6 protein-coding genes are annotated in these 6,223 nt (G+C 60.3%); 3 read left to right on the top strand and 3 right to left on the bottom strand.

Features of this window, described 5'->3' with window-relative positions:
• The first annotated feature begins 577 nt into the window (after nucleotides 1-577).
• The 3 genes from VFQ24_14145 (at nucleotide 578) to VFQ24_14135 (ending at nucleotide 3,917) form a co-directional block, all read left to right on the top strand.
• Nucleotides 578-1,192 (top strand): superoxide dismutase, encoded by a 615-nt coding sequence (locus tag VFQ24_14145; protein ID HET9179495.1) that lies wholly within the window; start codon nucleotides 578-580, stop codon nucleotides 1,190-1,192.
• A gap of 98 nt (nucleotides 1,193-1,290) precedes the next feature.
• Nucleotides 1,291-1,770, top strand: coding sequence for a (2Fe-2S)-binding protein (locus tag VFQ24_14140; protein ID HET9179494.1), 480 nt, complete (start codon nucleotides 1,291-1,293; stop codon nucleotides 1,768-1,770).
• Nucleotides 1,767-3,917 (top strand): molybdopterin cofactor-binding domain-containing protein, encoded by a 2,151-nt coding sequence (locus tag VFQ24_14135; GenBank protein ID HET9179493.1) that lies wholly within the window; start codon nucleotides 1,767-1,769, stop codon nucleotides 3,915-3,917. The genes VFQ24_14140 and VFQ24_14135 overlap by 4 nt, the downstream gene beginning before the upstream one ends.
• Nucleotides 3,918-4,121: 204 nt before the next feature.
• Here VFQ24_14135 and VFQ24_14130 read toward each other — a convergent pair whose 3' ends face one another.
• From VFQ24_14130 to VFQ24_14120, 3 genes are all read right to left on the bottom strand, one after another.
• The gene (locus VFQ24_14130; GenBank protein HET9179492.1) at nucleotides 4,122-4,691 is read right to left on the bottom strand and encodes a YceI family protein; all 570 of its coding nucleotides are present in this window, start codon (nucleotides 4,689-4,691) and stop codon (nucleotides 4,122-4,124) included.
• A gap of 70 nt (nucleotides 4,692-4,761) precedes the next feature.
• Complete coding sequence (locus tag VFQ24_14125) at nucleotides 4,762-5,232, bottom strand: MarR family transcriptional regulator (GenBank protein HET9179491.1); 471 nt, start codon at nucleotides 5,230-5,232, stop codon at nucleotides 4,762-4,764.
• 72 nt (nucleotides 5,233-5,304) lie between these two features.
• Nucleotides 5,305-6,216, bottom strand: a complete 912-nt coding sequence (locus VFQ24_14120; GenBank protein ID HET9179490.1) for an NAD(P)H-binding protein — start codon at nucleotides 6,214-6,216, stop codon at nucleotides 5,305-5,307.
• Nucleotides 6,217-6,223: the final 7 nt, after the last annotated feature.

Below are 6,223 nucleotides of genomic sequence, written 5' to 3'. Positions count from 1 at the left end.
CCACTTCGGGCGGTCCCAGCCCACAACCGACGCAATCCGGAATTCAGGAAACACTACCAGAATCGTGTTGGCTCAGATGCCAGGGTAAAGCCGGAACTTGCATGGTTGACTTCCAGCCCATCCTGAAATGTACCCCCTGGCTGCCAATGAATGCAACTGTGATTCGGGCTTGCAGACCTCGTCGGTTCAGTTACGTCGGCAATGAAAGGCCGCGGACCCCAAAAGCGGGGACCGCACTACGAGCTTCGCTCAGGGCGGGCCTGGCCATGCCATGTGACCACAACACGGGCGAGAGCGCCCGTGCCACAATTGTGATAAACTGGTGCCACCGATGAAAAATGGGGCAAAAACAGACCGGAAATCCGCGGCTTCTTTTCCGGCGGGAAGCCTTGCGGCCTGGCCCTGCGGCCGCGATCAGCTCCCGGCCAGTCAGGAGCCGCCCTGGCACGACTCTGAGCTCAACCGGCGGGACTTCATCATGCTCACGGGCGGCCTCGGTTCGACAGGGGCTGCCCAATTCCGATTTTTGAAGGAGGTTTTCATGGGATCTTCACCTACCACAGCTAAAGGAGGCGCAATGCCTTTCACTCTTCCTGCTCTTCCATATGCAAGCGATGCATTGGAACCTTACATCGACAAAACGACAATGGAAATTCACCACGACAAACACCACGGGGGGTATGTCAACAACCTGAACAAGGCAATCGAATCCGTGTCCGATCTGTCCGGCAAGACCATCGAAGAACTTCTGGCCAACAACTGTGCGCTGGCGCCGGAGAATATCCGGACCGCCGTCCGCAACAACGGGGGCGGCCATGCCAACCACTCGATGTTCTGGACGATCATGGGGCCCAAGAAGGGCGGCCAGCCGAGTGGCGCGTTGGCGGAAGCCATCAAGAGCGCCTTTGGCGGGTTCGATCAGTTTAAGGAAAAATTCGGCGCCGCTGCCACCACGCGGTTTGGCTCGGGATGGGCATGGCTGGTGAAAAACAGCGCGGGCAAGCTGGACATCTATTCAACGGCCAACCAGGACAGCCCTCTTATGGAGGGAAAATTCCCCGTGATGGGACTCGATGTGTGGGAGCACGCCTACTACCTCAAATACCAGAACCGCCGGCCTGAGTATATTCAAAACTGGTGGAACGTGGTGGACTGGGCAGCCGTTGAAAAACGGTTCACCAGCGGAAGGTAATTCAGCATCGGGCGGCTCGGGTTACGGGGCAAAAGGCCCTGTAACCTGTTCGCCCTTCAAGATCGTCCAATTCAATTTGAAAGCCGCTGCTCGTCATCATGGCCAGGATTAACGAAATCCACGTGAACGGGAAGCGCCACGCGATTGACGCTGACGCGCAGGCCACTCTGCTGAGCGTGCTGCGTGACCACCTGGGGCTTACCGGGACCAAGTTTGGCTGCGGAGAAGGCCAGTGCCGCGCCTGTACGGTCCTGCTGGACGGAAAGCCCATCCACTCCTGCCTCACCCCGGTGGGCGACGCCGCCGGAAGACAGATCACCACCATTGAAGGGCTGGCGGAAAATGGCAACCTTCATCCCGTGCAGCAGGCATTTCTTGACGTGGAAGCCTTCCAGTGCGGCTATTGCACTTCCGGCATGATCGTGACGGCCGTGGCGCTTCTCCGCCAGGACCCCAACCCCAGCGAAAAAACCATTCGAGAATTTATGCAGGGCAACATCTGCCGTTGCGGAACCTATCCGCGGATTATGGAGGCCATCCGCAATGCCGCATCGGCCATGAAGAAGTCTCGCGCATGAGCACAAGGAAGGTTCCAGAAATCGCCATCGAGCCCGAGCGATACGAGCTGCGGGAGGCGCCGCTCCATCATTTTGAGCTTGACCGCCGCGACTTCTTCAAGCTCATAGGCGGCGGTGTCGCCGTCTTCCTGTTGTTGCCCAGGGGCCTGGCGCAGGAATCGGGCCGCAGAGGCTCTCGTTTTAGCGAGGCGCTGCCGGAGAACATCGGCGCCTGGCTGCACATCGGCGAAAACGGCGCGGTGACGGTTTATACCGGCAAGGCCGAAATGGGCCAGAACATTCGCACTTCGCTGACGCAGGCGGTGGCGGAAGAACTCCACGTGAAGGTGGGTTCCATCAGCATGGTGATGGGTGATACCGATCTCACGCCGTTTGACATGGGGACCTTCGGCAGCCGCACCACTCCCACCATGAACAAGCAGCTTCGCCGCGTGGCCAGCGTGGCGCGCGATACGCTGGTTGGGCTGGCCGCCAGGCAGTGGAACGTTCCGGCTTCGCAGTTGGTTGCGAAGGATGGCGAAATCCGTGAAAGCAACGGAGGCCGCTCTATCTCCTACGCCGAGCTTGCCCAGGGGCAGACGCTGGCCCGTGCGATTGTTGAAAACGATCCTCTGACTCCGCCGAGCGAGTGGACGGTGGCCGGGACGTCCGTTCCCAAAGTCGATGGCCGCGCGTTTGTGACGGGCGAGCACCAGTATGCTTCCGACATCCGGCGGCCCGGAATGATGTTCGGCAAGGTTGTGCGTCCGTCCGCCTACGGAGCGACGCTCGAATCGCTCGACGCTTCGAAAGCCCAGGCCATGCCCGGAGTCACGGTGGTGCATGACGGCGATTTTGTGGGAGTGGTTGCGCCAAGCGAATTCGAGGCCGGGCGCGCCGCCTCCGCCATCCGCGCAACCTGGAAAACTGTTCCGCAGCCTTCCAGCGCGGAACTGTTTGACTATTTGAAGTCACACGCCGAGCCGGGCGGCCGCGGTGAATATGAAGCCGGATCCATGCAGGCCGGGCTGGCCGCCGCCAAACACCGGCTGACAGCCACCTACACGATTGCCTACATCCAGCATGCGCCGCTTGAGCCGCGCGCCGGCGTGGCGGAATGGGAGAACGGCAAGCTGACCGCCTGGACCGGATCGCAGCGGCCGTTCGGAGTTCAGGAGCAGTTGGAAGAAGCTTTCCACCTTCCGAAAGGCAAATGCCGCGTGATTGTTCCGGACACCGGCGGGGCATACGGCGGCAAGCATACCGGCGAGGCGGCGATCGAGGCGGCACGGCTCGCGCGCGCGGCTGGCAAGCCCGTCAAGCTGGTGTGGACGCGCGAGGAAGAATTCACCTGGGCCTACTTCCGGCCGTCGGGCGTGATCGAAATCTCGAGCGGCGTGGACGGGCAAGGCCTGCTGACCGCCTGGGAGTTCCACAACTACAACTCGGGCGGCGCAGCTATCCGGACGCCCTACGACGTTCCCAACCAGCACATCCAGTTTCATGAAGTGGATGCGCCGTTGCGGCAGGGCTCCTACCGGTCGCTGGCCGCCACCGCCAACCACTTTGCGCGCGAATCCCACATGGACGATCTGGCGCACCGCGTGAAAATGGATCCGCTGGAATTCCGGCTGAAGAACCTGAAGAACCAGCGGCTGAAGTTTGCCTTCACGGCGGCCGCGGACGCCTTCGGCTGGAAGACCCGCAAGCCTCCAAAGGGGCACGGTTTTGGAATGGGCGGCGGAGTTGAGAAAGGCGGCTACGTCGCAACCTGCGCCGAAGTCGCCGTGGACCGTTCGAGCGGCAATGTTCGCGTGGTGCGCGTGACCAGCGCGTTCGATTGCGGCGCAGTGGTGAATCCCAACGGCTTGCGGAACCAGATAGAGGGAGCGAACATCATGGGCCTGGGCGGCGCACTGTTTGAGGCGATCGAGTTCAACGACGGCCGAATTACCAACGGCACGTTCACCCAGTACCGCGTCCCGCGATTCAGCGACGTTCCGGAAATTCAACCTGTCCTCATCGACCGCAAGGACCAGCCTTCCGCCGGCGCCGGCGAAACGCCCATCTGCGGGCTTGCTCCCGCCATCGGCAATGCCATCTTTCATGCCACCGGCAAGCGCATCCGCTCCCTGCCGATGGTCCCGCACGGGCTGAAGAAAGCTTAGGTCTGGCTCCCCGATCCACGACCCCGCAACGAAACGTCGCAGTCTTGGATGAAATTCGCGAGTCGTCATTCTGAGGTCGTCTTTTGACCGAAGAATCTGCTTCTTCGAACCGAAACGCGAAAAGATGCGGATTCCTCGCTGCGCTCGGAAAGACGTGGCCAACGAAACAGGCAAAGCAGGGTTGCCGAAGCTCTTAACCTTCCCTCAGGCTTGGGCCACGAGTTCCACGTCAATCGTGATCTTGACGTCGTCGCCGACCAGGATGCCGCCAGTCTCGAGCGCCTGGTTCCACGTCAGGCCGAAATCTTTGCGGTTGATCTTGGTGGTTGCGGAAGCGCCGATGCGGGTGTTGCCCCAGGGATCTTTCGTTGGCGGGGTCGGCCCCTCGACATCGAGCGTCACCTCGCGCGTGGTCCCGTGAATGGTGAGATTGCCCCGCAGTTTCAGGCCGTCCGGGCCGTTTTCTGCGCCCGTGGATTTGAAGGTGATAGTGGGATATTTCGCCACGTCGAAGAAGTCGGGACTCTTCAGGTGGTTATCGCGGTCGGGCTCCCGCGTGTTGATGGTGTTCACGTCAATGGCGGCTTCCACGGAGAGTCCTGCGCTGGGATTGTCCTTATCAAACAGGGCCTTGCCGCTCACCTTCGTAAACTCTCCTCTGATGTTTGAGATCATCATATGGCGCACGGAAAACTGCGCGTTGGAATGGGCAGGGTCGATATTCCACGTTGTGGTTCCCGGCTTCACCGCCGGAGCTTGCTGGGTCTGTGCCATTTTGCACCTCCTGAAGCGTAAGATGCACAGCAACGAATATCGTTACAACGAATATCAGACGAAAATAAAATTACTCTTCGGTCGATCGCAATTTGTCCAGCAGGGAGGAAAGCTTCCTGAGGTCCTGCTTCGGTATGTGCTTGAAAAGATTGCGGTGCAGCTCAGTGATGGGCTTGTCCAGCGAGCCCAGCAGGCGAAGCCCCCCAGGCGTTATTCTTGTCGTTACCACGCGACGATCACCTGTGCTCCGCGAGCGGGCAATCAGCTTCCGTTTTTCCAGCCGGTCGAGCAACCGGGTGATGTCGGGATCATGGGTCACCATGCGCTCCGCCGTCTCGCCGCAGGTGAGCCCCTGGCGGCCGGCCCCGCGCAGGATTCGCAGGACGTTATACTGCGTCGCGGAAAGGCCCGAAGCCCGCAGCAGCTTTTCAACGGGCTGCGAGAGGGCATCGCCGGTCTTCAGGAGATTGAGGTAGACCTCCTGCTCGATGCTGGTGAAAGGCGCCTTCTGCCTGATCTCGGCCTGGAGTTTCTTCGCCACAATTTCAATATAGTTGTTGCAACGAACATTTTCAAGAGATGTTGCGATGGCTGCGCGTTATTGGCGTGCGGTTCAGCGGTAATGGCGGTCAAGTTCGGAGGCGTAGCGGCGTCCGACGCGGGCGGCATTCTGCTCTAGCCACTGCGGGAGCGGCGTGGTCCCAAGCGGCGGCTGGTGAGAAATCAGGAGGTTCGCCATCAGCCCCTCGATCTCTTCCCGGGTCAGGATCACATCGCGGACCGCCAGGCCCAGCAAACGAGTCATCAAGTAGGCCAGCGTGGGATGGACATGAGCTATCCGCACGCGGCGCCCGATCGTCCTGGCGATAAGCTGAACGAGTTCGTTGAAGGAATAGGTCTCGGGACCGGCGGCGTCAACGGTGACATTTTCCAGCTTTTGGGCGGCGTCGGTCGCAATCTGCGCCAAGTCTTCCACAAACACTGGCTGCAGCTTGTAGTCGCCTGAACCCGGAACGCCGAAAACCGGCAAATGACGGACCATCCAGGCAATATTGTTGATTAGAATATCTTCCAGACCGAAGACGACTGTGGGCCGGATGATTGCCCAGGAAAGCGCCGACTGCGCGAGTGCCTCTTCCAGGATCGCCTTGCCGCGGTAATATGCGAGCGGGGAATCCGCGGAAGGATTGGCAATGCTGACGTGGACGAACTTGTCGACGCCGGCTTCCTCCGCCGCACGCATGAGCAGGCGGGTGTTGGCGACGGTATTTTCAAATGAATGGCGGCCATACGGAAACCTGACCCAGTAAGTGTTGTAGACCGTCGAAGCGCCTTCAAGCGATTTTCGCAGTTGATCGGGCTGGTCAAAATGGTAGGGCACGACTTCGATTCTATTGCCAAAAGGATTGGCCCGGCCGGGATGGTTCGTCAGCGTTCTTACCTGCCGGCCCGCGGCCAGCAGCCGGTGGGTGATGTACTTGCCGGAATAGCCGGTGGCGCCCGTGACTACGTCCAGTTCGCTCATAAATTTC

It is taken from the genome of Terriglobia bacterium (assembly GCA_035712365.1).
Taxonomy (GTDB): Bacteria; Acidobacteriota; Terriglobia; order UBA7540; family UBA7540; genus SCRD01.
Note: the sequence above shows the minus strand (reverse complement) of the source record. Positions and strands in the feature narration are given on the sequence as shown.